Origin of the sequence: Lentzea sp. NPDC058450, from assembly GCF_042721395.1 — a bacterium.
Taxonomy (GTDB): Bacteria; Actinomycetota; Actinomycetes; order Mycobacteriales; family Pseudonocardiaceae; genus Lentzea.
On record NZ_JBHXLO010000018.1, the window covers coordinates 152,175 to 176,270 of the forward strand.

Genomic DNA, 24,096 nt, shown 5'->3' on the forward strand with positions numbered 1-24,096 from the left:
GTTCTTCAGGCCTCCGGGATCTCTACTACGACGTGGGTGGACTTGATGGACGCGACCGCGACCGTGCCGACCTCGAGGCCGAGCTCGTCGGCCGACTCCCTGCTCATCAGCGACACGACGCGGAACGGTCCCGCCTGCATCTCGACCTGCGCCATCACCCCGTCCTTCACGACGCGGGTGACGATGCCGCGCATCCGGTTGCGGGCGGACGCCGCGACCGTGGCGCCGGGTTCGGCGTTCTCCGACATCTGCTGCACGAACGCGGCGAGCTCACGGCCGTCGATCGCCTTGCGACCGTTGAGGCTCACGGTGGACTCCAGGCGGCCCTGGTCGATCCACCGGCGCACGGTGTCGTCGCTGACGCCCAGCAGCGTGGCGGCTTCGCTGATCCGCAGATTCGGCACGCCAATGATCCTAGGTGCCGCTTTTGCGGAGACAAGAGCTGTCGATGGTTGCGGATCGAATCGTGATCTACCACCGCAGATCTGACACAAATGGCCCTGTGGTTCCGCACCTGCGCACGTACCCTGGAGGTCGTGACGTCATCGTTTGCAGGCATCCCAGCGCCGCGCACGCCGCTGTCCGAGGACCAGGTCCTGGTCACCGGAGACATCAACGATGAATGGGTCTTCTGCACGTCCCACCTCGACGCGCACGCTCGCGAGCCGGTCAACGTCCAGTACCGCACCACCCGCGTCCGCGAGGTGCACCAGGTCCAGGGCGTCCCGCTGCACGAGGTGCTGGCGAAGGTCAGGCTGCGCACGTCCGGCGGCAGCAAGATGGACAAGCTCAGCTTCGTCGTCGTGGCCTCGTCCGCCGACGGCTACCGCGTGCTGCTGTCGTGGGCGGAGGTCGACCCCGAGTTCGGCGCCTGCTCGGCCATCCTCGCCACCCGCTACAACGGCCGGCAGCTCACCCGGCCGACGCTCGTCACGCCGCAGGACGGGCGGTCCAGCAGGTTCGTGCGCGACGTGGCCCGTCTGGAGATCGCGAGGTTCGGCGCGCCCTAGGCTGTGGCCATGGCGGAGCTGTTGACCATCGACGACGTCCGGGCCGCGGCCGAGGTGCTCGACGGACGTGTGCTGCGCACGCCCACGCTCCCCTCCCCAGGCCTGTCCGCACTGCTCAGCGCACCCACGACGGTGAAGCTGGAACTGTTGCAGCGCAGCGGTTCCTTCAAGATCCGCGGCGCGGTCGCGAAGATCCTGTCGTTGTCCGAGGAGGCCCGCGCGGCCGGTGTGGTCGGGGTCAGCGGCGGCAACCACGGCATCGCCCTGGCCGCCGCCGCGCGCGAACTCGGCGTGGCCGCGACCGTCGTCATGCCGTCCACGGCGCCCGCCCGGTCCGTCGAGCTGGCACGTGCGTCCGGTGCCGACGTGCGGCTCACCGAGGGGCTCGCGGCGGCGTTCGCGCTGCTGGGCGACCTGGTCCAGGCGGGTGCGACGCTCGTGCACCCCTACGACGACCCGATCGTGGTCGCCGGGCAGGGCACGGTCGGGCTGGAGTTCGCGACGGACGCGCCGGACGTCACCGACGTGCTGGTGAGCATCGGCGGCGGCGGGTTCATCTCGGGTATCGCCACGGCCTTCCACGCGCTCGTGCCGGGTGTGCGGGTGTGGGGCGTCGAGACCGAGGGCGCCGAGGCGATGAGCCAGGCGCTCCAGGCGGGCGGGCCGGTCGACATCACGCCGACGTCGATCGTCTCCACGCTCTCGGCGCCGCACGCCTCGCAGCTGACCTACGACCACGTCACCGCCCTGGTCGAGGACGTGCTGGTGGTGTCCGACGCGGACGCGGTGCAAGGGTCGATCGCGCTGGCCGAGACGCAGAAGGTGTGGGCCGAGCCCGCCGCCGGGTGTCTTCTGCCGGCCGCGCGCACGGTGCTCGGCCGGGTCGGGCCGGACGCGCGCCTGGGCCTCGTGCTCTGCGGCGGCAACGTGACGTTCGACGACGTCGTGCGCTGGACCCGTTAGGTCAGCTTCGCGAGGCGCGCGACCATCTCGCTGATCGCGGTCTTCAACGGCGGCAGCGGGAACGCTCCATGCGTCTCCACCAGGCCCGTCACCGCGGCCAGCAGCAGCGCGGTGTCCAGGGTCAGGTCCGTGCTGGTCGACTCACCCGCCTCCACGCAGCGCTTCAGGACGCCCACCAGACCCTCGAACGCGACCTGGGCGCCGGCGCTGACCTCGTTGCCGGGGCTCAGGATCAGTTTCCTGCGCGCGGGGTACCTGAATCCCAGCTCGACGTACGCGGTGTAGCGCGCGATCAATTCCGCGCGCGGATCGGTGATTTCCGCGACGGCCGCGTTCGTTTCCTCCGCGATCTGGTCGAACGCCATTTCGCGCAGCCGCGCGTGCAGCTCCGGCAGCCCCGGGAAGTGCGGGTAGATCGCCGGTCCGGTGATCCCGGCCGCCCGCGCCACCCCGCGCAACGTCACCAGCTCGGGTGAGCCCTGCTCGTCCAGCAGCTTCAGGGCCGCCCGCTCGATCTCGGCACGCAGCAGACCGCCCTGACCGCGCCGGTTCTGCTGCCGGCGAGGCGCCTGCCCTTCCGTCATGAACCAGATCGTACCCATTCCGGAATACCCCGATCGCCACGTGACCAGCATCACTATGCACCTGTTTAGCGATGGGTGCATGCTGGAGAACGCAAACACCGCGACCGAGGGGATCGAACGATGACGACCGTGGACAGGCCCGCGTATTTCGACGGGTTCATGGCACCGGTGCCGGACGAGATCGAGGCCGTCGAACTGGAGGTGACCGGCACGCTGCCGCCGGAGCTCACCGGCCGCTACTTCCGCAACGGGCCCAACCCGCTGCCCGGCTCCTACCCCGCCCACAACTTCATGGGCCAGGGCATGCTGCACGGCGTGCGGCTGGAGAACGGCCGCGCCGGCTGGTACCGCAACCGCTGGCTGCGCACCCCGCTGCTCGACGGCGTGCGTCCCGACCACGTCAACCCGCACGGCCCGAACGGCGTGCTGCGCAACAACACCGCGAACACCAGCGTGCTGCACCACGACGGACGCATCCTGACGCTCGCGGAGAACGGCTTCCCGACCGAGGTCACCGGCGAGCTCGGCACCGTCGGCCCGTTCGACTTCGGCGGCATGCTCAAGACGGCGATGACCGCGCACCCGAAGGTCGATCCGGTCACCGGTGAGCTGCACTTCTTCGGCTACGGCGTGACCCCGCCGTTCCTGACCTACCACGTCGCGACGGCTGACAGCCGGATCGTGCACAGCGCGGAGATCGAGATGCCGGCGGCGACGATGATGCACGACTTCGCGATCACCGAGCACCACGTCGTGTGGCTCGACCTGCCCGTCGTGTTCGACTTCGAGCTCACCCGCCGGCCCGGCTTCCCGTACCGCTGGAGCGAGCAGCACCGGCCCCGCATCGGCGTGATGCCCCGCCACGGCCGCAGCCAGGACGTGCGCTGGTTCGACGTCCAGCCCGGCTACACCTTCCACGTCGGCAACGCTTTCGAGGACGCCCTGGGCCGTGTGGTGATCGACGCCGTGGCGTACAACGCGGCGGGCTTCAACGAGGTCTGGACGGGCGTCGGCGGCCACCCGAACCTGGACACGGCGCTCTCGACCGCCCCGTCGCTCGGCGGCAGCCTCTACCGCTGGACCCTCGACCTCACGACCGGCGCCGTCAGCGAGCACCCGCTCGACGACCTGCCCATCGAGTTCCCGACCGTCAACGACGAGCGCACCGGCCTCGGCACCCGCTACGTCTACGCGGTCAGCAACGCGCTGCCGCTCGACGAGAGCCGCCGCCTGGCCGTCGTCAAGTACGACACCACCACCGGCGAGCGCACGAGCCACATGCTCGGCCAGGGTTGGGTCCCGGGCGAGGCCGAGTTCGTGCCCGCCGCGGACGGCGCCGGAGAGGACAACGGCTGGCTGCTCAGCATCGTCAGCCACGAGGCCGCCAACACCGCCGAACTCCTCGTCCTCGACGCCTCCGACGTGACGGCGGGGCCGGTAGCCTCCGTGCGACTCCCCCGGCGCGTGCCGTGGGGATACCACGGTGCGTGGATCGCCGACGAGGCGTAAGGACACAGCATGCGACACGACGATCCGCTGGCCGTCGCGGTGGTCACCGCCATCCGCACAGGCGACGTCCCCGCGCTGGGACAGCTGCTCGCGGACCACCCCGGCCTCGCGACCACGCGGATCGTCGATGACCACGGGCACGCGCGGAGCCTGCTGCACGTGCTGACGGACTGGCCCGCACGCTGTCCCAACGGCGCACGGTCCGTGGCGGTGCTCGTGGAGGCGGGCGCCGATGTCAACGCACGGTTCGAAGGGCCGCATCGGGAGACGCCGTTGCACTGGGCCGCCAGCGCCGACGACGTCGAGGTGCTCGACGCGCTGCTCGACGCCGGTGCGGACATCGACGCCGACGGGGCAGTCATCGGCGGCGGCTCCGCCCTGGCCGACGCGCGGGCGTTCGCGCAGTGGTCGGCCGCACGCCGGCTGGTGGAGCGCGGCGCGGCGGTGACGCTCGCCGACGCCGCGACGCTCGGGTTGCGCGACCAGGTGGAGATCCTGCTCGCGGGCGCGAGTCAGGAGGAGCTGGACGTGGCGTACTGGGGTGCTGGCCAGGGCGGGCAGAGGGAGTGCGCGGAACTGGTCGCGGCGGCGGGTGCGGACGTCGCCTGGGTTCCGCCCTGGGAACGCTAGCCCCTCGGGTCAGCCGACGTGCTGCCAGTCGACCTCGCCGTCGAGCACCTGGGCGCGGTACTTCCCCAGCACCACACCGCCCGTCTCCAACGCCCGCAGGACGTCGGTGAGCATCACGTCGACGCTGGGCCACAACTTCGCCCACAGGTAGTCGTCGTGCCACCACTGGCACACGCAGCCCGACTCCGGGCCGGGCCGTTCGTCGACGTAGAGGACGTCGCCGGAGCCGTTCGAGGCGATGGGCACGAACGGCCGCCGGAAGCCGGCCGACGGTGTGCCGGCCGGTCCGTCGGGGTCGTCCGGGTGCGGGGAGCGCTCGCCCAGCTCGACGAGCCAGGCGCGTTGCTCGGCGGAGAACTCGGGTGTCATCGGTTCCCACATCGGCGGGATGAGGTCGCGCAGGCCGGACAACATCCAGATGCCCCGGGCATCCGGCCGGGCTGTGAGGGTCTCGAAGGTGACGGGCGCGTGGACGCGCAACCACTCGTGCAGGAGGGCGGCTGGCTGATCGGTCACGAAGGTCATCTTCGCGTCCGGCGGCGCCCTGCGGCTACCGGATCGCCCGGGTTCCGGTCACCGCCGCCCACACCGCGAGACAGAGGTACGCGACCCCCTCGACGCGGGGCTGCGCGGCGTGCAGCCGGGGTCTCGCCCGCAGCCAGCCGCCGATCGTGCCGGACGCGCAGGCCAGTGCCACGTCCCAGACCACGCCGATCACCCAGAACACCGTGCCCAGCACGAGGATCTGCCACGCCTCCGGACCCTGCCCGGCGTGCACGAACTGCGGGATGAACGCGAGGAAGAAGATCAGCGTCTTCGGGTTGCCCAGCCCGACCAGGAGCCCCCGGCCGACCGAACGCGAGACCGGGGCGACCTCCGGTTCGGGTGCCTGGCGCACGCGCCAGGCCTGCACACCCAGGTACGCCAGGTAGGCGACCCCGGCCCAGCGGATCACCTCGAACACCACGGCCGACGACGCCAGCAGGGCCGACAACCCGACGGCGGCGAGCACCACCCGGATCGCCGACGCCAGCGAGATGCCGGCGACGGCGGCGAGCGCGGCCCGGCGGCCGTGGCCGATGCCGTGCGCGAGCACGAAGACGTTGGAGGGGCCGGGACTCATCATGATCAGCGCGGAGACGACGGCGAACGCGAAAAGTGTCTGCGGGGTGGGCACGGCGTTCACGCAACCTCACCGGACCGCCAGCTACAAGCGATGATTTCCACCGGACCGTTCGGTCGCACCGTACAATCGCGGCGTGCTGGACATGCGCCGCCTTCAGGCACTGCACGCCGTCGTGGAGAACGGGTCGGTGCGGGCCGCCGCGCAGGTGCTCGGGTACACACCGTCGACGATCAGCCAGCACATCAGCGCGTTGGAACGGCAGACGTCGACGGTCCTGCTGGAACCGTCGGGCCGCGGTGTCCGCCCCACGGCCGCGGGTCTGCTGCTGGCCGACCGGGCCGCGGACCTGCTGGCGCGCATGGCCGAGACCGAGGCCGCGCTGGCCGCGCTCACGGCCGGGGAGATGGGCGTGCTGCGGCTGGCCTCGTTCGCGACGGCCGGGGCCGAGCTCATCCCGCCCGCTCTCGCCACGACCCGCACCGAGCTTCCCGGCCTCGACGTCACGCTGCGGATCGCCGAGCACGACGACGCCCTCGACCTGCTCCGCGCCGGCATGCTCGACCTGGTGGTCGTCGAGACCCACGACCAGCCGGAGAACACCGGCGCGTTGACCTACCTGCCGCTGCTCACGGACCCGTTCCGGATCGTCCTGCCGAAGGGGCACCGCCTGGCGCGACGGCGGGTGGTGTCGCTCGCCGACGCCGCGGACGAGCCGTGGATCGACATCCGCAGCGAGATCGGTTGCTGCCACGCCGCGACCAACGCCGCCTTCCGCGCGGCCGGGTTCACGCCCCGGCGCGAGGTCGAGGCCGACGAGTACTGGCCGGCGCAGGGGTTCGTCGCCGCCGGACTCGGACTCGCGCTGATCCCCGTGCTGGCACTGGGCGTGCAGCACACCGGGGTCGTGGTGCGCCGGCTGGCTGCGAAGGACCAGCCGGTGCGCCACGTCCTGGCCGTCACGCGGCCCGCGGTCGAGCGGACCACGCCCGTCCGCACGATGATCGCCGCGTTGCGCCGCGAGATCAGCCGCTGAAGTTCGCGAACAGCAGGCTCGCCAACCCGAGTCCCACCAGCAGGTTGAACACGGTCGCGCTGGCGAACACGCCGATCGGCTTCCAGCCCGCCTCCCGCAGCGGCGCGACCCGGAACTCGAGTCCGATCGAGACGAAGGCGAGGATCAGGAACAACGTCCGCAGGTCGTTGACGGTCGTGATCACCGTCTTGTCGCCACCGGACTCCAGGAACACCGTCGCCACGACGGACGCGACCAGGAACCCGAGCACGAACTTGGGGAAGCGCTCCCACAACGCCCGCCCGCTGACCTTCGCCTCGCCGGTCTTCTCGACCTTCAACGCGAAGTAGGCCGTCAGCGCCACCGCGACCACGCCGAGCAACGCGTTCTGCGTCGTCTTCACGATCGTCGCGATCTGCAGCGCCTCCTCGCCCACCAGCGCGCCCGCCGCGCTGACCGCCGCGGTCGTGTCGATGTTGCCGCCGATCCACGCGCCCGCCACCGCCGTCGGCAGCCCGAACGCGTCCACCAGCAACGGCAGCACGAAGATCGACGGCAGCGCGAAGATGATCACCAGGCTGGCGGTGTAGGCGAGCTGCTCCCGCCGTGCCTGCACCGCACCGGCCGCCGCGATCGCCGCGCTGACCCCGCAGATCGACACCGCCGAGGACAGCAACGCCCGCAGCTTCGGTTCCAGGCCGAGCTTGCCGCCCAGCCACCAGGTGAACCCGAACACCAGCGTGATCAGCAGGAACGCCTGGGCGATGGCGGGCCCGGCCGCCTTGACGATCACCGCGAAGTTGATCGACGCGCCGAGCAGCACGAGCCCGGTCTTGATGAAGAACTCGGTGCGGAAGCCCGCGGCGAGCTTGTCCCGGAATCCGAGACCGGTCAGCACCGCGTTGCCGAGCAGCCCGAGCACGATCGCGTAGACGGGGTACTCGATGCTCTTCGCGATGTCGCCGAGCCAGGTGCCCTTGGTGAACACCGGCACGTTCTGCTCCAGGTACCGGGTGAGCGCGCCGATCAGCACCACGACCGCGACGCCGCCGACCGCCCACCAGACCTGGGACCGTTGCCGCGCCTGGACTTCCGTCATCAGGGCACCAGCCAGCCCGGGATGAACTGCGTCAGCACGAGTGCCAGCAGCACCAGTCCGACGATCGTCGCGGCCCAGTCCTCGTTCCACGCCAGCCTGCGCTCGCGGCGCACGCCCTCGTCCGTCTCCACCCCGGCCTCCTCAGCTCGTGCGTCATCGTCCGAGCCGACCGCCATGTCCGGCAAGGGCTCCCGCATCGTGGAACCAGCGGCGATACCTCTGATCACGAGGCACCCCTTGCGGTTTCGTGCAATACCTCCTCCGCGGGCGTCGTCGCGCGGTAAGGGAACAGCGCACACACGGCGACTCTGAGGGGAAGCAATGCGTCGAGTTGGTACAGCAGTGATCTTGGCGGTGCTGGCGAGCTTGCTCACGGCACCGGGCGCGAGCGCCGCAGAGAGGTTCTGGACGTTGCAGCTCAACCTGTGCAACAGCGGGATCGCGGGCTGCTACGCGCAGGGCCGGTCGGTCACCGAGGCCGCCGGGCTGATCCGCCAGGTGCGCCCGAACCTCGTGACGCTCAACGAGATCTGCTCCGGCGACGTGCCGGGACAGCTCGCACCGGCGTTGGCGGAGGCCTGGCCCGGCGACCGGATCTACCACTTCTTCGCGCCCGCGCTCCGGCGCGACACCGGCACCCCGGTCAAGTGCACCAACGGCCAGGACTACGGCAACGCGGTGCTCGGCCGGGTGTCCGCCGCCGCCTACCGGGGCGTGACGACGTGGACCGGGAAGTACGCGACGCAGGACAGCGGCAACGAGCAACGCACCTACGCCTGTGCGTACGCCGTCGGCGACCACCTGGCGTGCGCGACGCACCTGTCGGCGAGCAGCGAGCCGGTCGCGCTGGCGCAGTGCCGTTCGCTGCTGTTCGACGTCGTCCCCGGCATCCGGTCGTCGGTCGGTCTGACCGGTAAGACGATCGTCGGCGGCGACTTCAACCTGGAATACGACATGTCCGATCCGGAGAACGCGCAGAACTGCGTCCCACCCGGACACGTCCGCAAGGGCGACGGCAGCGTGCAGCACGTCGTGTTCACGAACGACAACGCGTTCGTCAGTTCGTCGAAGTACGGCCTGCGGTACACCGACCACGACGGGTGGCTGGTGCGGCTCACCAAGCCGTGATCAGGCGGGTGGCGCCAGCACCACCGCGGAGTTGTGGCCGCCCATGCCGAGCGACGACTTGATCGTCAGGCCGTCGCGCACCGGCGTGGGCCCGTTGAGCAGGCGAGGGTGTCCCGGCGCGACGATCGGCGGCGCCGGGATCACGCCGCTGTCGTAGCCCATCGCGGCCACGGCGACCTCGATCGCCGACGCGGCGCCCTGGCAGTGGCCGGTCAGCGGTTTCACGGAGTAGATCCCGGTCTCCGGACCGAACAGCTGCTCCAGGACGGCGGCCTCGGCGGTGTCGCACTGGGCGGTGCCCGGGCCGTGCGCGTTGAGGTAGCGCACGTCGGCGGCGCTGACCGAGGCGTTGTCGAGGGCGTCGGTGAAGCAGGTGGTGATCTGGTCGAGCGCCGGATCGATCGACGTCACGTGGTACGCGTCGTGCGACATCGCGCCGCCGAGGGTGAGGGCGTACGGGTTGGTGGCATGTTTCGAAAGTACGAACGCGACGGACGCCTCGCCCATCACGAAGCCCCTGCTGCCCTCCTGGAACGGGCGGCACGCGTCGAGCGGTTCGGCGTCCACGATGGCCACCCCGAGCTTGACGAAGTGGGACACGTTCTCCGGGGTCAGGGACAGGTCGGTGGCCACGAACACCACGTCGTCGACGATGCCGGCGTCGAGCCAGGCCTTCGCGGTGATCAGGCCGGCGTTGCCCGACGCGCACATCGCCGAGACGTTCATCGCGGGGCCGTGGAAACCGTATTCCTGCATGAACGTCGACATGGGCGTCGACGGCATCAACGCAAGGTAGTCGTGGACCGGCAGTTTGCCACCGCGCGTGACGTAGAAGTCGCGCCAGAGGTCCACCTCGCCCAGCACCACCGCGTGCATCAGGCCCACCCGGCGACCGGGACGCCAGCCGCGCGTGCCCGCGTCCTCGATCGCCTCGCGGGCGGCGGCGCGCATCGCCCGAGCGAACCTGCTGGGACCGTCCACCGGGTCACCGCCCTCGCCGACGTAGGCGGCCCAGACGGTGTCACCGGGGAATCGGCCCAGCTCAGGGACTATGGACGCGGCGGGTTTGCCGCTCATCAGCCCTTCCCAGAGCGACGGACGGTCCCACCCGTACGCACTGACGACGCCGATTCCGCAGATACCGACACCCCGAGCGACCATAGCTTCCAGCTCCCCCACACCGAGGGCCAACGACTCGACTGCCTGCAAGGATAACTGCGCCAAAGGGCTCCCAGCGAGCACCTCCCCCGTCCACAATGGACCCGGAAGGGATGGACCTGGAAGGGACGGACCCTGGTCACGACCCGGTACCTTCGACCGGATATAACGGCACACCATGTTGAAGCCACACGCATGATCTGGGAGCCAAGACGTGAGCGACCTGATCGGTGACGCCGAGTTCGACCACGAACTGCTGGTCGACCTCGCGCTCTCGGTCGGCGCCGCCGTGGTGTGGTGGCTGGACCTCGGCACGGACCGGCTCGGCTGGGCACCCGGCCTCGACGTGGTCATCGGCGTGCCGGGTGCGGACTCCGAGACCGTGCGGGCCCGGCTGGCCGAGCTCGTGGCACCGCTGACCGTCGCCACCAGGGCCGCGGCGGCGTGGCAGGACTTCGAGCTGGAGCAGCCCCTCGTCACCCCGACCGGCACGCGCTGGCTCCAGTTCCGCGCCCGCGTCTCGACACACGACTCCGCGCGGGCGCTGGTCGGTGTCGTGGCCGACGTCACGCGCCGGCACACCCAGCAGCAGGAACTGGCCGACCTCGCGGACCGGTACCGGCTGCTGGTCGACCTCGCGCCCGAGGCGATCGTGGTGCACGAGGCGGGCGTGCTGGTGTACGCGAACCCGGCGGCCGTGCAGTACGTGCGGGCCAAGTCCGAGGCGGACCTGCTGGGCCGGTCGATCACCGACTTCGTCCACCCCGACTCGCAGCGCGACATGCTGCAGCGCATCGCGAAGCTGACCGAGCCCGGCGCGACGAGCGACCCCGCCGACGCCGTGCTGACCAGGTTCGACGGCGGCACCACGGACGTCGAGTCGGTGTCGGTGCGCACCACCTGGGAGGGCAGGCCGGCGTTCCAGGTGATCATGCGGGACGTCACCGAGCAGAAGGCGGCCGCGGCGGCGCTGCGCTACCAGGCCGCGCTCGCCGCGCACGTCAGCGACGCGTTGATCGCGACCACCTCGGACGGCGTCGTGACGAGCTGGAACCCCAGCGCGGAGAGCGTCTACGGGCACGCCGCCGACGACGCGATCGGCCAGCCGATCAGCCACGTCGTGGGCGCGCCGCTGAACCCCGTCGCGGTGCTGCAGGCGGGCGGCGTCGTCCACGCCGTGCACCGCCGTTCCGACGGGGCGACCCTCGCGGTCCGGGTGTCGGTCGCCCGGATGGACGACGGCTACGTGCTGATCTGCGCGGACGAGACCGCGCGCCGCCGGGCCGAGCACCACTTCACCGCCGTCGTCGCCGCCATCGAGGAGGGCGTGCTCGTCGTCGGCAGCACGGGCCTGGTCGAGTCGGTGAACCCCGCCGCCGAACGCATCCTCGGCGTCAGCGCGCACGAGGTGATCGGCAAGCCCGCGTCGCTCGCCGAGCTGCACGACGAGTCGGGCCAGCCCGTCCCGCACAGCGACTACCCGTCGGCCAACACCCGTGCGAACGGCCGGGCCCAGCACGGCCGGATCCTGCGGTCGCTGCGCCCGGACGGCACGCACGTGTGGCTGTCCCTGAGCGCCCGGGCCCTCTCCCCCGACGGCGAGGTGCCGTCCGCGACGGTCGTGTCGTTCACCGACATCACCGAACGCCGCATGATCGACAGCCAGCTGGAGCACGAGGCGACGCACGACTCGTTGACGGGCCTGTACAACCGCACGGTCATCATCAACCGCCTCAGCCCGGCCGCGCGGTCGCACCGGTCCGGCCCCACCACCGTGCTGTTCATCGACCTGGACAAGTTCAAGGTCATCAACGACTCCCTCGGCCACAGCGTGGGCGACGAGGTGCTCCGCGTGGTCGGCACCCGCCTCGGCCGCAGCTCCCGCCGGGGCGACGTGATCGGCAGGCTCGGCGGCGACGAGTTCACCGTGATCGCGTACGGCCTGAGCGGCCCCGAGGAGGGCGCAGCCCTCGCCGACCACGTCCGGTCCGAGCTGAACCGCCCGATCACCGTCGCGGGCAGGCAGCTGCACGTGGACGCGAGCGTCGGCATCGTGATCGCCGAGCCGGGTGACCGCCGCGACGGCGCCGACCTGCTGCGCGACGCCGACCTAGCCATGTACCACGCCAAGACCAAGGGCCGCGGCCGCACCGCGTTCTTCGACGTCGAACTGCGCGAACGCATCCAGCGCCGCCTGCAGCTCGAGCAGGACCTCCGGATGGCCCCGATCAGCCACGAGCTGTGGGTCGCCTACCAGCCGATCGTCGACCTGCGCACCAACGAGCGCACCGCCGTCGAGGGCCTGCTGCGCTGGACGCACCCCCGCTACGGCCTGATCACGCCGACGGAGTTCATCGCGCTCGCCGAAGAGAGCGATCTCATCAACATCATCGGCGCGCACATGCTGCACAACGCCACCCGCGAGATCGCCGAGCAGGCCCCGGAGCTCCAGCTGACGGTGAACCTCTCGGCCCGCCAGCTCGACGACCCGTGGCTCGTCTCCGCGGTCCGCAACGCCACCCACAAGGCGGGCCTGCCACCCAGCTCGCTGTGCCTGGAGATCACCGAGAGCGCTCTCACCCGTGACCCGGCGCTGGCCTCCCGCACGCTGGCGGCGTTGCGAGAACTGGGCGTCCGGCTCGCGATCGACGACTTCGGCACGGGCTACTCGTCACTCGCGCAGCTGCTGACACTCCCGCTGGACACGCTCAAGATCGACCGCTCGTTCACGATGGGGCTCGGCCGGTCCGGCGAGGCCGAGGCGATCGTCACGAGCATCATCGCCATGGCGCACGCGGTCGACATGACCGTGGTGGCCGAGGGCGTGGAGCAGCCGGAGCAGCTGGAGATCCTGCGGGGCCTCGGCTGCGACCTGGCGCAGGGCTTCTACCTGGGCCGACCGGTCCCGATCGCCGAGCTGTGAGTCAGCGCAGGTACGAGGCCCCGTTGAGGTCGAGGATCGCGCCCGACGACCACTGAGCCTCCGGCGAGGCCAGGTGCACGATGGCGGCGGCGACCTCCTCAGGCGTGCCGACCCGGCCGAACGGGCTCTGCTCGCGCACCCCGTCCCCTTCGGCGCCGTCGAGCTTCGCGGCCTGCCGTTCGGTCGCGATGAACCCCGGCGCCACGGACGTCACCGAGATCCCGTGCGGCGCGAGCGTGATCGCCGCCGACTGCCCGAACGCGTGCAGCGCGGCCTTGCTCGCCGCGTAGGCCGGGTGGTCGGCCTCGCCCCGGAACGCACCCCGCGAGCCGACGTTGACGATCGCGCCGGGCGCACCCCGTTCGACCAGGCGCCGTGCGACGGCCCAGGTGACGTTGACGGCGCCGTGCAGGTTGACCGCGAACATCCGCTGCCACGCACCGGTCCACTCGTCCCACTCCGCCTCGCCGACGCGGTGCTGGTTGGACGCGGTCGGGGCGACGGCGGCGTTGTTGACGAGCACGTCCACCGCGCCGAGTTGGGCGACGGCGTCGGCGACGAGGGTGCGGGCGGCCTCGGGATCGCCGAGGTCGCCCCCGATCAACGTGTGTCCGTCGCCTTGCAGCAGCGCCAACGTCTTCTCGGCGTCGTCCCGGCGGCTGCTGTAGTGCACCGCAACCTGGTCACCCAGTTCCGAGAACGCTCGGGCTGTCGCTCGACCGATTCCCCTGGACGCCCCCGTGACCAGCGCCTTCCTTCTTTCCGCCATATGGCGAACCATACCCAGCCTTGCCTCGCTCGTGTTCGGTCTGCATGAGCCAGAACAGGACGAACTCGGCGATCAACGCCAACTCGCCGACCAGGGTCAAGTGGCTGGGTTTGACGGTCAGGTACAAGCCCAACCAAACGACCAAGGTGAGGGCCATCAACCCTGCTACCACTCGATATCCAAGGTAGGCGCCGTCCTGGAGGCTCGCCGACACCACCACGCCGATCAGCCCGATGAACAGGGCCCACGCGGCGAATGTGTGCGCGTTGTTGGTGAACCCGACCGTGTCCACACCGGCCCAGATCGCGGCGGCGATGACGACGAGCGCGCTGGCAGCGCGGATGATGACCGTCAATTCGAGTTTGCGGCTGCGCTGGAGCGCCAGCCAGGCGAACGCGCCGACCCCGCAGACCAGCACAGGCGGCAGTGTGGTGGCGAGGTTCGGGGTCGTGACGATCTCCGGAGCGACGTTGACGTCGAGGGGTTTCTCGCACGTTTTGTCGATGTCAGCGGGCACCAGGGCAACGATGAACGCCATGAACCCGGAGACGTCGAGCCAGGCGTTCTGCACCCCGTCGCCTTGATAAATGATCAAGCAGGCGCCGACCGCGAACATGATGCCGACGAACATCGCTTGCGCTGAAGTGAAGTAATAGCCGCTGATCGAGCCCTGCGCGCAGAAACCGTTCACGAAGAGATGGACGATGATCGACCCGAGCAGAAGCCCGAGCAGCACGATCACCATCACGCGAAGAGATCCATATGTGTCGATTTTGTTGTCAGCCACGGCTTTTCGCCTTTCGTCTCACCGCACCGGCCGCCACCAAGAACAGCGTCAGCCAGAAGCAGGTGAGCTTCACGGCCTCCACCGCTTTCAACGCGGGTTCCCCGGACAGCTGCGGCGAGGCGAGGAGCAGCACGTCCTCGACCACGTCGGCCACGACCCCGGCAGCCGGGATCAGCAAGATCCTCTTGTTGCCCCACAACGAGTGAAGCGCGCCGAAATAGGCCACCGCGTACACCGCGACGAACCCGAGATCAGCGATCAGGAACCATCTGGTCGGCGTTCCACTGCGCCGCAACCACAGGACCAGCGAAGGGCCTGCGATGACGAACGCCACCCAGGCGGGCACCTGCACCCATTTCTTCGCCGACCAGCGCAGAAATGTGTCCATCGTGCCCGCCTCCGAACTCTGCCGACAGCGCGTGACCTGAGGTCGCGGAGCGGAACGAGTTCGTTAACGCGCGTGACGCAATCGTTGCCGAATGCCGTCAGAACAGGCGGCCGTCCTCCTCCGCGGGCGGCTCCTCCAGTTCCAGCAGGTACCGCTTGCGCGTCAACCCGCCCGCGTACCCGGTGAGAGTCCCCTTCGACCCGACCACCCGGTGGCACGGCACGATGATGCTGATCGGGTTCCACCCGTTGGCGTTCCCGACCGCCTGCGCCGCCGCCGGATCACCCAGCGACGCGGCCAGCTGCCCGTACGTCCGCGTCTCGCCGTACGGGATCTCGACCAGCAGCTTCCACACGCTCTGCTCGAACGCCGATCCGCGCGGCGCCAACTCCAGGTCGAAGCGCCGCCTCGTGCCGGCGAAGTACTCGTCCAGCTGACGCCGCACCCGCTCGAACCCCGCGTCCGACTCCGGCCCGAAGTCGAGGCGCGGGGTGCGCAGGTGGCCGTCGAAGTAGAGCCCGGCCAACGCCGTGCCGTCGCCGACGAGGGTCAGCGGCCCGACCGGGGAGGGAGTGACGCAGTGGTGCATTCCGCTCATTGTCCTCCCCTGCCCGGTGCCCCCTACAGGCCGTGGCCGAAGGGGAAGAGCGGGTCGTCGTAGCCCGCGACGTCCTCCGGGTGCCGCCGTACTTGTTCCATCGAGCGCGGCAGGTCGAACGGCAGCCGCCCGGCCGGGGGGATCGCACCCGACAACGCGTCGGCCAGCGCCTCGTCCGTCGACCCGTAGCTGACCACGACGGTCGAGGCGATGGGCAGCAACGGGGTCAGCACCGCGGGGCGGTCCAGCGTCACGTCCACCACCAGCGGGCAGACCGCCGCGATCCGGGCCAGCCGGGAGGCCAGGCCGGGCTGGAACTCCAGCGACCCCTGGTGGAACCACGACTCCAGGAACAGGTCGGCCCGCGGGTCGAACGGCGCCATCAGCCGCACCAGCGCGAGATCCGCCTCCTCCGGGGTGGCGACGACGGTGCCGAGCCGCCCCGCCACCTCCGGGGAGAAGTTCTCCACGTAGAGCTTCAGCCCGGACCGCAACGGCAGCGAACCGTTCTGCAGCACGGTCACCGACCGGGCCTGCGCCGCGTGCCCCTCGTCGCGGAAGTCCTGCCGTCCCACGACCTCTGCGGCCCGGTCCTCGTCCACGTACGGGTCGTCGAAGAGCCCCAACGAGAACTTGACGGCCAGCAGCCGGCGCGCCGACTCCTCGATCCGCTCCTCGGTCACCCTGCCCTGCGCGACCAGTTCCAGCAGGACGTCCACGCACTCCTCGCCACCGAACTGGTCGGCGCCCGCGTCGAGGATGAGTTCCATGCGCCCCAACGCGTCCAGGTGCTCGACGCCCCACGCCCGCGCGGGCAGCACCTTGTCGCCGACGTGGTTGTCCATGACCAGTTCCCAGTCGGTCAGCACCACGCCGTCGAAGCCGAGGCCCTCGCGCAGCATGCCGGTGACGACCTGCTTGTTGTAGCCGAAGCCGACCTCGTCGATGGCCTCGCCGTCGACCTCCAGGCCCACGGGCATCCCGTAGTACGGCATCACGGCCGCGGTCCCGGCGTCGATCACCGCCTTGAACGGCGCCATGTGGTCCTGGAAGCGGCCGCCGGGGTAGACCTGCTCGCGGCCGTACGGGAAGTGCGCGTCCTCGCCGTCCTTCTGCGGGCCGCCGCCGGGGAAGTGCTTGCTGGTGCAGGCCACCGACTCCGGTCCGAGCGACGGGCCCTGGAACCCGCGCACGTACGCCACGGCCAGCGACGCCGTCAAAGCCGAGTCCTGACCGAACGTGCCCGCCTGGCGGGCCCAGCGCGGTTCGGTGGCGAGGTCGATCGCCGGGTGCAGGGCGCAGCGGATGCCGGCCGCCACGTACTCCTGGCGGGCGATGTCCGCGAACCGCTCGACCAGCGCCGGATCGCGCAACGCGGCCAGGCCCAGCGACTCCGGCCACTGCGAGAAGGCCTTGGCGCTGAACGACACCCCGGCGTTCTCCAGGAACGCGTGCCGCGGGTCGGTGGAGATCGTCACCGGGATGCCGTGCGGGGTGCTCTCGGCGATCTGCTGGAGGTTGTTGTACCAGCGCGCCGCCATCCGCGCGTCGTGCAGCGCGTGCACGTTGAAGTGGCTCAGGTGCTTCTGCGTCACGACGACGCTGGTCGGCGACTTCGAGATGTCGCCGGGCGCCTCCTTCACCGTGCCGTCCGCGCCCGCCTCGATGACGGTGTGGAACAGCAGTCCTGCCTTCTCCTCCAGCGACAGGCGCCCCAGCAGGTCCGCGACCCGGTCGGCCACCGGCAGGCGTGGGTCCTCGTAGGGGTCCATCACGCCGTTGCCGTTGAGGTCGCGGTACTCGACGCCGTCCTCGGAGATCAGCCGCACGGGCCGCATGTCCTTACCTCCCATGAACATCAGACTCGGCTCGCGCCGAACTCCTCGACCCCGATCACCGGACGCAACGCGCGTTCGACGGCCGGGGTGCTGAACGCCCTGCGGATCACGTCCCGGCACAGGACGTTCCCGATCGCCCCCATGACCATCGCCTGGTCCAGGGAGAGGTAGCGGCGTGCGATCGTGCCCGAGCGCACGGCCACCGCGTCGAAGAAGCCGCCCCGGCCGTACGCGCGCAGGTCGTCCTGGATGCGGGCGAGGTTCGCGAACGCCTCGTCGCGTTCGTGCATCATCGCGAGGAACGCCGCGTGCGGCGTGACCACGCCGTCGCCGTAGGTCGGCGTGGGCGCGGTGGCGGGACGGCAGGTGCCGAAGCCGACGTCGTAGTTCGTCATCTCCTGGTCGGAGAAGTAGCCGTTGGCGCCGTTCCCGGGTTCGTTGCCGGGACCCAGGCCGAGCGCGTCGACGCCGTACTCGCGGTAGCCGCCGGCCGGGTTGCTGGACGGGCTGAAGCCCCAGCACCCGTACTTCGCCTCGAGGAGCCCGTGTTCGCGTTGCGCGCGGACGTGCAGCGGGTGGTTGCGGCCCCACGACTTCGGTGCCCACCTCGCTTCCGGCACGAACACGTCCGGCATGAGCTCCTCGAACATCGACCCGCCCCAGCCGGGCACGATCCGCATGCCGCGATAGGTGTAGGCGCCCTCGAAGACCTCGATGCCGTAGTAGGTCCGGTTCTCGCCCACCGGCTGCATCTCGTGCCACGACCAGTCGCACGACGCCGGGAACGTCCGCCACATCGCGAAGTACTGCTTCGGCGGGACCTGGCCGGTGATGATGCCGAGGTAGCTGGTGATCCGCGTCTCCGACACCGTCGTGTCGTAGTGGTGGTTGGTCAGCCACACGGGCTCGCCGCCGATGTGCGTGCCCTGGTAAACGCCGCCGGGCCGGTCGTGGTCGAACGGGAAGAACCCGCCGTGGATCAGCCCGCCGGGACGCACCGCGGGGTGCCCGGCGACGTCACCGGGGTTGTAGAAGGCGTCCCACCGCATGCGGGCGAAGATCCGCCGGGCGAGGTCCGCCGCCGCCCGGTCCGCACCCGCCACGACCAGCAGCGCGGCGCCGAGCCAGCCGTTGTCGACGCTGGAGCAGAACGGGTGCACGACCGCGCCGGTGCCGGGCCAGGCACGTAACGCCGCCCCGGTCTCCTCGTCGTACCAGTTGAAGTACATGCCGCTCGGAACGTGGTGCTCCATCCGATCCAGAGTGGACAGAGTGCGGACCAGCCGCGCGGACGCCTCGTCCTTGCTGATGAAACCCAGCTCGCGGGCCACGACCGTGGACCACAGGTAGCCGCCGATGTTGGTCGGCGAGGTGTAGCCGGACCGGTCGCCCGCGGCGAGCGACTCGGGGATGTTGTCGGCGGGCAGGCCCGTACCTGACGGGGTCATGGCGACGAGGCTGCGCCAGGTGTCCTTGGCCCAGCCCCGCACGCGCACGGGGTCGAACCGTTTCGGGGCGGCGGTGGCGGAAGCGGAGGCGGGCACGGCGAGCGCGACGGCGCTGCCGATGAGCAGGGTTCGGCGGGTGAACGTCACAGGATTCCCCTTTGGACTTCTCACTTGATGCCGGTGGTCGCGATGCCTTCGATGAAGCGCCGCTGGAAGACGAGGAACACGAGCAGCACGGGGACGACGACGATCGTGGCCCCGGCGAGGAGCAGGCCGTACTGGATGGAGTTCTGCCCGGTCGAGTAGAGGGCGAGCGCCACGGGCAGGGTGAACTGGCTCTCCTGCTGCGCCACCACGAGCGGCCACAGGAAGTTGTTCCAGCTGCCCAGGAACGTGAGGATGCCCAGGGTCGCGAGCGCGGGCCCGCACAGCGGCAGGATGATCCGCGCGAAGATCCGGATCTCCCCCGCGCCGTCGACCCGTCCGGCGTCCAGCAGCTCGCGCGGCAGGCCGGAGATGAACTGGCGCATCAGGAACACACCGAACGGCGAGACGAGGAACGGCAGGATCAGGGCGGGCAACGAGTTCGCCAGGCCCGCGTTCACGACGAGCACGTACAGCGGCACGAACGTGACCACGCCGGGGATCATCAACGTCGCCATGACGATGGTGAACAGCAGCTTCTTGCCGCGGAAGTCCAGCATGGCGAGCGCGTAGCCGACCGCCGAGCAGAACAGCAGGTTCCCCGCCGTCACCAGCACGGCCACGACCGCCGAGTTGAGGAAGTACGTGCCGAACTGCAGGCGGGAGAACAGCTGCGTGTAGTTGTCGAGCGACGCGCTGTCCGGCCACCACGTCGGCGGGTTGCGCAGGATCTCGCCCTCGCCCTTGAAGCTGCCGAGGACCATCCACACGAACGGCGCGACGACGGCGACGAACGCGACCGTGAGCGGAACGTAGAGCCACCAGCGGTTCTTCACGTCAGCTCCTCTCCCGCAGCAGCCGGAACTGCAGTGCGGTGACGATCGCGATGACGACGAAGATCAGGTAGCTCATGGCGGAGGCGAAGCCGTAGTTGCCGAACCCGAACTGCTTGTAGGTGTACATCGTCGCGGAGATGGTCGAGTTGAGCGGGCCGCCGTTGGTCATCACGAACGGCTCCTCGAAGAACTGGAGGTACCCGATCGCCGTCGTCACCGAGACGAACAGCAACGTCGGTCGCAGCAACGGCAGCGTGATGTACCAGAACCGCGACAGCGCGCCCGCGCCGTCGATCGACGCGGCCTCGTGCAACGACTGGGGCACCGCCTGCAGGCCGGCCAGGAAGATGATCATCGCGGTGCCGAAGTTGCGCCACGCGGCCATCAGGATCATCGCCGGCATCGCCCAGTCCGGGTCGCCGAGCCAGTTAGGCCCGTCGATCCCGACCCAGCCGAGCATCGTGTTGATCAGCCCGTACTCGTCCTGCAGCAGGAACCGCCACACCACCGCGATCGCGACGATCGACGTGATCACCGGCGTGTAGAAACCGAGCCGGAAGAACGCCCGGAACCGGTTGATCCCCTTGTCCAGCACCACGGCGGCGGTGAGCGCGATCAGCAGCGTCAGCGGCACACCGACCAGCACGAAGTACGCGGTGTTCCCGGCGGCCGTGCGGAACAGCGGGTCGCTGAACGCCTGGACGTAGTTGTCGAGCCCGACGAACTCCACCGCGAACGGCGTGCGCAGGTCGCGGTTGCGGGTGTCGGTGAAGCTCATGAACAGCGACTGCACCACCGGCCAGGCCGTGAACACCGCGAACAGCAGGCAGAACGGGAGGATCAGGAACCACGCCGCCCGTTCTGCCCCGCGGCGGCGCGTCGCTGCCGAGCTCACTTGCCGGTACCGATGGAGTCCGCGGACGCCTGGGCGGCCTTGAGCGCGCCGCTCGCGTCGGAACCGGACCTGGCCACCTTCTCGACCTCGGTGTCGAGCGCGGTGATGGCCTGCTCCCAGGTGGCGAAGGTGGGCGGCGACTGCGCCGTGTCGAGCTGCTTGCCGAAGGTCGCGAGCTTCGTGTCGGCGGTCAGCACCGGGTCCTGCCAGGCGCTCTTCACCGACGGCAGGTCGGTCGACGACTGGTACCACTTGACCTGCGTCTTCGCGTCCGCCAGCCAGTTCACGAACTTCCAGGCGGAGTCGCGGTTCTTGCTCTCCTTGAACACCACGAAGTTCGAGCCGCCGACGAAGCTCGACGACGTCTTCTTGGTCGGCATCGGCATGACGTCGTACTTGTCCTTGAAGCCCTCGCCGCCGACCTTCTCGACCGCGGACATCATCCAGGGACCGGAGATGAACATCGGCACGCGGCCGCTCGCGAAGTCGGGTTCGGTCGTGGGCTGCGCGGGTGCCTCCTTGTCCGCGATGCCCTCGGAGAAGAACGAGCCGTAGTACTCCAGCGCCTCCTTCATCTCCGGGCTGTCGAAGTTGTAGGCCTTGCCGTCGTTCTTCGTCAGGTCGGCGCCGTTGGACCAGGCGAAGGGCAGCAGCGACTGCCACGACCCGGTGCCGCCGGGCTGCAACCCGATGCCCCACTTGGCGCCGGCCTTGGCCTGCAACGCCTTGGCCATCTCCTTGACGCCCGCCCAGTCCTTCGGCGGCGTCTCGATCCCGGCCGTCTTGGCGAGGTCCTTGCGGTAGTAGAGCAGGCGGGTCTCGACGTACCAGGGGATGCCGAACGACGTGCCGTCCACCTCGGTCGTCTTCTGCGCGCCCTCGAAGAAGGAGCCCTTGTCGATCGACGACGGCGTCGGGTCGAGCGCGCCCATCCCGGCGAACTCACCCATCCACGTCGACCCGACCATGGCCGCGTCCGGCGCCTGCCCGGCCGTGATCGCGGAGGTGAACTTGTTGTGCGCGGAGTCCCACGGGATCGCGGTCACCTGAACGTCGACGCCGGGGTTCGCGTCCTCGAACTCCTTGGCGAGCGCCGGGAGCTTCTCGCCCTCCGCTCCCATGGCCCACACGGTGATCGTCCCGGTGGCGGGCCCCGAGCCGATCTCCGCGCCCGTCTGACCACCACCCTGCTCGTCCCCGCGCCCGCAGGCGGCCAGGACCAGCACCAGGGCTGACACCCCCGCGAGCATCTTGGAAGTGCTGCGCGCCATCGGCTTCTCGCTTCCTCTCGGCGTTCGTCTGAAGTGGACTGCGGCTTCAGCAGCCACAGGAAGAGCGCACCACGAGCTGCGTGGACAGCGTCTGCGCGTGCGACCGCGCCGCCTCACCACCGACCAGCTCGTGCAGCCTGGTGGCCGCCAGCGCTCCGAGCTCGTGCACGGGCTGCCGCACCGTCGTCAGCCCCGGCCGGACGTACCGCGAGGTCATCACGTCGTCCCAGCCGACCACCGCCACGTCGCCGGGCACGGTGCGCCCGGCGTCCTGCAACGCGGTCATGACCGACAGCGCCAGCTCGTCGTTGGCGCACATCAGCGCGTCCGCCTGAAGCGCGCCGTCGAGCAGTTGTTGCGCGACCACGAGACCATCGGCCTCGTTCAGCGCGACGCGCACCGGTTCGGCGGCTTCGAGCCCGCGATCCTGATGCGCGGCAACGAATCCCGCGTACCGGTCGCGGATGTCGGGGCCGCTGTCCGGGTCACCGACGAACAGCACCTGCCGCCGTCCGTGGCCGAGCAGGTGCCCGGCGAGCTCCCGCGCGCTCTCCAGGTTCTCCGCCGACACCGCCTCGACCCCGTCACTCGCCTCACCGGCGATGACGACGACGGGTTTCTTGGCGCGCAACAACCGCACCACGTCACCCGAGGCCGCCGACCCGAACACCGCGATGGCGTCGACCCGCGTCGCGAGCTGCCGCACGGCAGCAGCCAGGTCGGTGCGGCTGTTGGTGAGCACGAGCACGACGGACTGCGCGAGCTCGGCGGCCCGCGCCTCGAACCCCATGAGCAGCTCGGCGTAGTAGGGACCGGACAGCTCCGGCAGCACCAGCCCGTGCGCCTCGTGGTGCCGGACCGCGAGACTGCGCGCCGCACCGAGCGGCACGTACCCGAGCTCCTCGACGGCGGCGAGCACCTTCTGCTTCGTGGCCTCGGCCACGACCGTCGCACCCTGCAACACCCGCGAGACGGTGGCGATGCTGACGCCGGCGTGCTCGGCGACCGAGTAGATGGTCGCCCCCGCGGACCGGGCCTCGGGTGAGGCCTGCTGCTTGCCCATGCGCGCTGCCTACCGCCTCTGTCGTCGCTGACTGTTCATGTAAGCGCTTACATATCACCTTGTGTAATGTAAGCGCTTACATTCGGCTGTTTCGGCAAATATAGGCACGCGATGCGGACCGGCACAAGGCCCGCAGCCGCCAACCCGTGCCTCACCGAGGTGAAAACACCAGTTCAGAGGGCTGATTTACAAATCGGACACAACCGTCTGTCACCTGACACAGACAACAACCGCGCCCTGAGTTGCCCACAAAATTTCGCCACAAGTGGACCACGAACGCGGGCCAATCCGCCGCTAGCGTCGTGATCATGACAGTCATCGGACCTTCGCCCACGAACTCACTGGACGTCCTGCTGCACCAGTCCCCCGCCATCCCCGAGGGCTCGGCCGGGATGGTCGGCGTCGTCACGATCCCACCCGGCGACCCGGGATCAGGCCCGCACCGGCACTCCGGCCCCGTCTTCGGCTACGTCGTCCAGGGCGAGATCCTCTTCGAACTGGAGGGCGAGAAACCCCAGGTCCACCGCGCGGGCGAGGCGTTCTGGGAGCCCGGCGGCGACGTCGTGCACTACCAGGCCGCCAACCTGCGCACCGACATCGAAAGCAAGTTCGTGGTGTTCATGCTCTGCGCGCCCGACGTCCCGATGATGACCTACCTGGACGCCGACGAGATCGCCGCCAGGGACCACCTGCGCGTCCCCACCACCTGACCCACGCACGCACTCCGGTGTCAACCGCAGTCGTCATCGCAAGGCGACCACCGTCTCAGCCAGGCGCGCGCACCCAACCGGACAGCCGTCAACGCACCCCAACCACCTACGAAACCCGGTACGCGAAGCCGAAGGCGAGCCCGAACGGGCCAATGCCCGCCACAGAGCCGGTTCCACCGCTCAAGGCGATTGGGGCTTGACTTTGGG

The 24,096-nt window shown here is 70.0% G+C and carries 25 protein-coding genes; 8 read left to right on the forward strand and 17 right to left on the reverse strand.

The window, feature by feature from the left end; all coding sequences use genetic code 11:
* Positions 1-5: 5 nt before the first annotated feature.
* The gene (locus tag ACFWNN_RS26910) at positions 6-404 is read right to left on the reverse strand and encodes a molybdopterin-binding protein (protein ID WP_382442702.1); all 399 of its coding nucleotides are present in this window, start codon (positions 402-404) and stop codon (positions 6-8) included.
* Between the two features lie 132 nt (positions 405-536).
* On the opposite strand from ACFWNN_RS26910, the gene ACFWNN_RS26915 reads away from it, so the two are divergent.
* Together ACFWNN_RS26915 and ACFWNN_RS26920 are read left to right on the forward strand one after the other, a co-directional pair.
* Positions 537-1,010, forward strand: a complete 474-nt coding sequence (locus ACFWNN_RS26915; protein WP_382442703.1) for a molybdopterin-binding protein — start codon at positions 537-539, stop codon at positions 1,008-1,010.
* A gap of 9 nt (positions 1,011-1,019) precedes the next feature.
* Positions 1,020-1,973, forward strand: coding sequence for a threonine/serine dehydratase (locus ACFWNN_RS26920; RefSeq protein ID WP_382442704.1), 954 nt, complete (start codon positions 1,020-1,022; stop codon positions 1,971-1,973).
* On the opposite strand, the gene ACFWNN_RS26925 is transcribed toward ACFWNN_RS26920, so the two are convergent.
* Positions 1,970-2,557 (reverse strand): TetR/AcrR family transcriptional regulator, encoded by a 588-nt coding sequence (locus ACFWNN_RS26925; protein ID WP_382442705.1) that lies wholly within the window; start codon positions 2,555-2,557, stop codon positions 1,970-1,972. The two genes, ACFWNN_RS26920 and ACFWNN_RS26925, sit on opposite strands and share 4 nt — an antisense overlap.
* Before the next feature lie 120 nt (positions 2,558-2,677).
* Here ACFWNN_RS26925 and ACFWNN_RS26930 point away from each other — a divergent pair, with 120 nt between their 5' ends.
* Together ACFWNN_RS26930 and ACFWNN_RS26935 are read left to right on the forward strand one after the other, a co-directional pair.
* Complete coding sequence (locus tag ACFWNN_RS26930) at positions 2,678-4,066, forward strand: carotenoid oxygenase family protein (protein WP_382442706.1); 1,389 nt, start codon at positions 2,678-2,680, stop codon at positions 4,064-4,066.
* Between the two features lie 9 nt (positions 4,067-4,075).
* Positions 4,076-4,696 (forward strand): ankyrin repeat domain-containing protein, encoded by a 621-nt coding sequence (locus ACFWNN_RS26935; RefSeq protein ID WP_382442707.1) that lies wholly within the window; start codon positions 4,076-4,078, stop codon positions 4,694-4,696.
* A gap of 9 nt (positions 4,697-4,705) precedes the next feature.
* On the opposite strand, the gene ACFWNN_RS26940 is transcribed toward ACFWNN_RS26935, so the two are convergent.
* Both ACFWNN_RS26940 and ACFWNN_RS26945 read right to left on the reverse strand, forming a co-directional pair.
* Entirely contained in the window at positions 4,706-5,212 is a 507-nt protein-coding gene (locus tag ACFWNN_RS26940) for an SMI1/KNR4 family protein (RefSeq protein ID WP_382442708.1), read from the reverse strand.
* 34 nt (positions 5,213-5,246) lie between these two features.
* Positions 5,247-5,882, reverse strand: coding sequence for a LysE family translocator (locus ACFWNN_RS26945; protein ID WP_382442709.1), 636 nt, complete (start codon positions 5,880-5,882; stop codon positions 5,247-5,249).
* A gap of 82 nt (positions 5,883-5,964) precedes the next feature.
* On the opposite strand from ACFWNN_RS26945, the gene ACFWNN_RS26950 reads away from it, so the two are divergent.
* The gene (locus ACFWNN_RS26950; protein ID WP_382442729.1) at positions 5,965-6,855 is read left to right on the forward strand and encodes a LysR family transcriptional regulator; all 891 of its coding nucleotides are present in this window, start codon (positions 5,965-5,967) and stop codon (positions 6,853-6,855) included.
* On the opposite strand, the gene ACFWNN_RS26955 is transcribed toward ACFWNN_RS26950, so the two are convergent.
* Together ACFWNN_RS26955 and ACFWNN_RS26960 are read right to left on the reverse strand one after the other, a co-directional pair.
* Positions 6,845-7,933 (reverse strand): YeiH family protein, encoded by a 1,089-nt coding sequence (locus tag ACFWNN_RS26955; protein ID WP_382442710.1) that lies wholly within the window; start codon positions 7,931-7,933, stop codon positions 6,845-6,847. The two genes, ACFWNN_RS26950 and ACFWNN_RS26955, sit on opposite strands and share 11 nt — an antisense overlap.
* Positions 7,933-8,160, reverse strand: a complete 228-nt coding sequence (locus ACFWNN_RS26960) for a hypothetical protein (protein ID WP_382442711.1) — start codon at positions 8,158-8,160, stop codon at positions 7,933-7,935. The genes ACFWNN_RS26955 and ACFWNN_RS26960 overlap by 1 nt, the downstream gene beginning before the upstream one ends.
* A 115-nt stretch (positions 8,161-8,275) precedes the next feature.
* Here ACFWNN_RS26960 and ACFWNN_RS26965 point away from each other — a divergent pair, with 115 nt between their 5' ends.
* Complete coding sequence (locus ACFWNN_RS26965; RefSeq protein ID WP_382442712.1) at positions 8,276-9,061, forward strand: endonuclease/exonuclease/phosphatase family protein; 786 nt, start codon at positions 8,276-8,278, stop codon at positions 9,059-9,061.
* Here ACFWNN_RS26965 and ACFWNN_RS26970 read toward each other — a convergent pair whose 3' ends face one another.
* On the reverse strand, positions 9,062-10,222 hold the full coding sequence (locus ACFWNN_RS26970; protein ID WP_382442713.1) for a beta-ketoacyl synthase N-terminal-like domain-containing protein: 1,161 nt from the start codon (positions 10,220-10,222) through the stop codon (positions 9,062-9,064).
* A 211-nt stretch (positions 10,223-10,433) separates the two neighbouring features.
* Here ACFWNN_RS26970 and ACFWNN_RS26975 point away from each other — a divergent pair, with 211 nt between their 5' ends.
* On the forward strand, positions 10,434-13,142 hold the full coding sequence (locus ACFWNN_RS26975; protein ID WP_382442714.1) for an EAL domain-containing protein: 2,709 nt from the start codon (positions 10,434-10,436) through the stop codon (positions 13,140-13,142).
* A 1-nt stretch (position 13,143) separates the two neighbouring features.
* Here ACFWNN_RS26975 and ACFWNN_RS26980 read toward each other — a convergent pair whose 3' ends face one another.
* The 10 genes from ACFWNN_RS26980 to ACFWNN_RS27025 all read right to left on the reverse strand — a co-directional run bounded on the left by ACFWNN_RS26980 (position 13,144) and on the right by ACFWNN_RS27025 (position 23,179).
* Entirely contained in the window at positions 13,144-13,911 is a 768-nt protein-coding gene (locus tag ACFWNN_RS26980; RefSeq protein ID WP_382442715.1) for an SDR family NAD(P)-dependent oxidoreductase, read from the reverse strand.
* A complete protein-coding gene (locus ACFWNN_RS26985) occupies positions 13,826-14,656 on the reverse strand; it encodes a hypothetical protein (RefSeq protein ID WP_382442716.1) in 831 nt (276 codons plus the stop codon). The genes ACFWNN_RS26980 and ACFWNN_RS26985 overlap by 86 nt, the downstream gene beginning before the upstream one ends.
* A 34-nt stretch (positions 14,657-14,690) precedes the next feature.
* Entirely contained in the window at positions 14,691-15,086 is a 396-nt protein-coding gene (locus ACFWNN_RS26990) for a hypothetical protein (protein ID WP_382442717.1), read from the reverse strand.
* 97 nt (positions 15,087-15,183) lie between these two features.
* Positions 15,184-15,675 carry a methylated-DNA--[protein]-cysteine S-methyltransferase gene (locus ACFWNN_RS26995; RefSeq protein ID WP_382442730.1) on the reverse strand — a complete coding sequence of 164 codons (492 nt, stop codon included), beginning with the start codon at positions 15,673-15,675 and terminating at the stop codon, positions 15,184-15,186.
* A 32-nt stretch (positions 15,676-15,707) separates the two neighbouring features.
* On the reverse strand, positions 15,708-17,537 hold the full coding sequence (locus ACFWNN_RS27000; protein WP_382442718.1) for a glycoside hydrolase family 3 protein: 1,830 nt from the start codon (positions 17,535-17,537) through the stop codon (positions 15,708-15,710).
* A 5-nt stretch (positions 17,538-17,542) separates the two neighbouring features.
* The gene (locus ACFWNN_RS27005) at positions 17,543-19,117 is read right to left on the reverse strand and encodes a glucoamylase family protein (protein WP_382442719.1); all 1,575 of its coding nucleotides are present in this window, start codon (positions 19,115-19,117) and stop codon (positions 17,543-17,545) included.
* A 20-nt stretch (positions 19,118-19,137) separates the two neighbouring features.
* The gene (locus ACFWNN_RS27010; RefSeq protein WP_382442720.1) at positions 19,138-19,950 is read right to left on the reverse strand and encodes a carbohydrate ABC transporter permease; all 813 of its coding nucleotides are present in this window, start codon (positions 19,948-19,950) and stop codon (positions 19,138-19,140) included.
* A gap of 1 nt (position 19,951) precedes the next feature.
* On the reverse strand, positions 19,952-20,845 hold the full coding sequence (locus tag ACFWNN_RS27015; RefSeq protein WP_382442721.1) for a carbohydrate ABC transporter permease: 894 nt from the start codon (positions 20,843-20,845) through the stop codon (positions 19,952-19,954).
* A complete protein-coding gene (locus tag ACFWNN_RS27020; RefSeq protein WP_382442722.1) occupies positions 20,842-22,116 on the reverse strand; it encodes a sugar ABC transporter substrate-binding protein in 1,275 nt (424 codons plus the stop codon). The genes ACFWNN_RS27015 and ACFWNN_RS27020 overlap by 4 nt, the downstream gene beginning before the upstream one ends.
* 46 nt (positions 22,117-22,162) lie before the next feature.
* Complete coding sequence (locus ACFWNN_RS27025) at positions 22,163-23,179, reverse strand: LacI family DNA-binding transcriptional regulator (RefSeq protein WP_382442723.1); 1,017 nt, start codon at positions 23,177-23,179, stop codon at positions 22,163-22,165.
* 308 nt (positions 23,180-23,487) lie between these two features.
* Here ACFWNN_RS27025 and ACFWNN_RS27030 point away from each other — a divergent pair, with 308 nt between their 5' ends.
* On the forward strand, positions 23,488-23,889 hold the full coding sequence (locus tag ACFWNN_RS27030; RefSeq protein WP_382442724.1) for a cupin domain-containing protein: 402 nt from the start codon (positions 23,488-23,490) through the stop codon (positions 23,887-23,889).
* Positions 23,890-24,096 lie beyond the last annotated feature (207 nt).

Excerpts from the sequence above, each read along its gene's own strand:
- ACFWNN_RS26920 (WP_382442704.1), top strand. The coding sequence starts at position 1,020 with ATGGCGGAGCTGTTGACCATCGACGACGTCCGGGCCGCGGCCGAGGTG.
- ACFWNN_RS26980 (WP_382442715.1), bottom strand. The coding sequence starts at position 13,911 with ATGGCGGAAAGAAGGAAGGCGCTGGTCACGGGGGCGTCCAGGGGAATC.
- ACFWNN_RS27020 (WP_382442722.1), bottom strand. The coding sequence starts at position 22,116 with ATGGCGCGCAGCACTTCCAAGATGCTCGCGGGGGTGTCAGCCCTGGTG.
- ACFWNN_RS26970 (WP_382442713.1), bottom strand. The coding sequence starts at position 10,222 with ATGGTCGCTCGGGGTGTCGGTATCTGCGGAATCGGCGTCGTCAGTGCG.
- ACFWNN_RS26930 (WP_382442706.1), top strand. The coding sequence starts at position 2,678 with ATGACGACCGTGGACAGGCCCGCGTATTTCGACGGGTTCATGGCACCG.
- ACFWNN_RS26925 (WP_382442705.1), bottom strand. The coding sequence starts at position 2,557 with ATGACGGAAGGGCAGGCGCCTCGCCGGCAGCAGAACCGGCGCGGTCAG.
- ACFWNN_RS27000 (WP_382442718.1), bottom strand. The coding sequence starts at position 17,537 with ATGGGAGGTAAGGACATGCGGCCCGTGCGGCTGATCTCCGAGGACGGC.
- ACFWNN_RS27025 (WP_382442723.1), bottom strand. The coding sequence starts at position 23,179 with ATGGGCAAGCAGCAGGCCTCACCCGAGGCCCGGTCCGCGGGGGCGACC.
- ACFWNN_RS26985 (WP_382442716.1), bottom strand. The coding sequence starts at position 14,656 with ATGGTGATCGTGCTGCTCGGGCTTCTGCTCGGGTCGATCATCGTCCAT.
- ACFWNN_RS26990 (WP_382442717.1), bottom strand. The coding sequence starts at position 15,086 with ATGGACACATTTCTGCGCTGGTCGGCGAAGAAATGGGTGCAGGTGCCC.
- ACFWNN_RS26995 (WP_382442730.1), bottom strand. The coding sequence starts at position 15,675 with ATGCACCACTGCGTCACTCCCTCCCCGGTCGGGCCGCTGACCCTCGTC.
- ACFWNN_RS26935 (WP_382442707.1), top strand. The coding sequence starts at position 4,076 with ATGCGACACGACGATCCGCTGGCCGTCGCGGTGGTCACCGCCATCCGC.
- ACFWNN_RS26955 (WP_382442710.1), bottom strand. The coding sequence starts at position 7,933 with ATGACGGAAGTCCAGGCGCGGCAACGGTCCCAGGTCTGGTGGGCGGTC.
- ACFWNN_RS27030 (WP_382442724.1), top strand. The coding sequence starts at position 23,488 with ATGACAGTCATCGGACCTTCGCCCACGAACTCACTGGACGTCCTGCTG.
- ACFWNN_RS26950 (WP_382442729.1), top strand. The coding sequence starts at position 5,965 with ATGCGCCGCCTTCAGGCACTGCACGCCGTCGTGGAGAACGGGTCGGTG.